The organism is Bradyrhizobium sp. 23AC, assembly GCF_054863025.1.
This window is the reverse complement of the sequence record NZ_JAVAYN010000138.1, coordinates 1-275: the sequence shown is the minus strand read 5'-3', so window position 1 is coordinate 275 and position 275 is coordinate 1. Positions and strand designations below refer to the sequence as shown.

The 275-nt window shown below is 63.6% G+C and carries 1 pseudogene; it reads left to right on the top strand.

The features are described from left to right. Positions 1 to 273 (top strand): annotated as a pseudogene (locus RAD10_RS41805) (ABC transporter ATP-binding protein); the annotation flags it as partial. Positions 274 to 275: the final 2 nt, after the last annotated feature.

Genomic DNA, 275 nt, shown 5'->3' with positions numbered 1-275 from the left:
GCCCGCGCCCTGATGCTGCGGCCGCGGCTGATGCTGCTGGACGAGCCCTCCTTCGGCCTCGCGCCGCTGGTGGTGCGTGACCTGTTCGGCATCCTTGGCAAGATCAACCGCGAGGACAAGGTGTCGATCCTGGTGGTCGAGCAGAACGCCCAGCTCGCGCTGGAGCTCGCCGACCAGGCCTATGTGATCGAGACCGGACGCATCGTGATGTCGGGCAACGCCAAGGACATCGCGAACAACGAAGAAATCCGCAAATCCTATCTGGGTTACTGAGG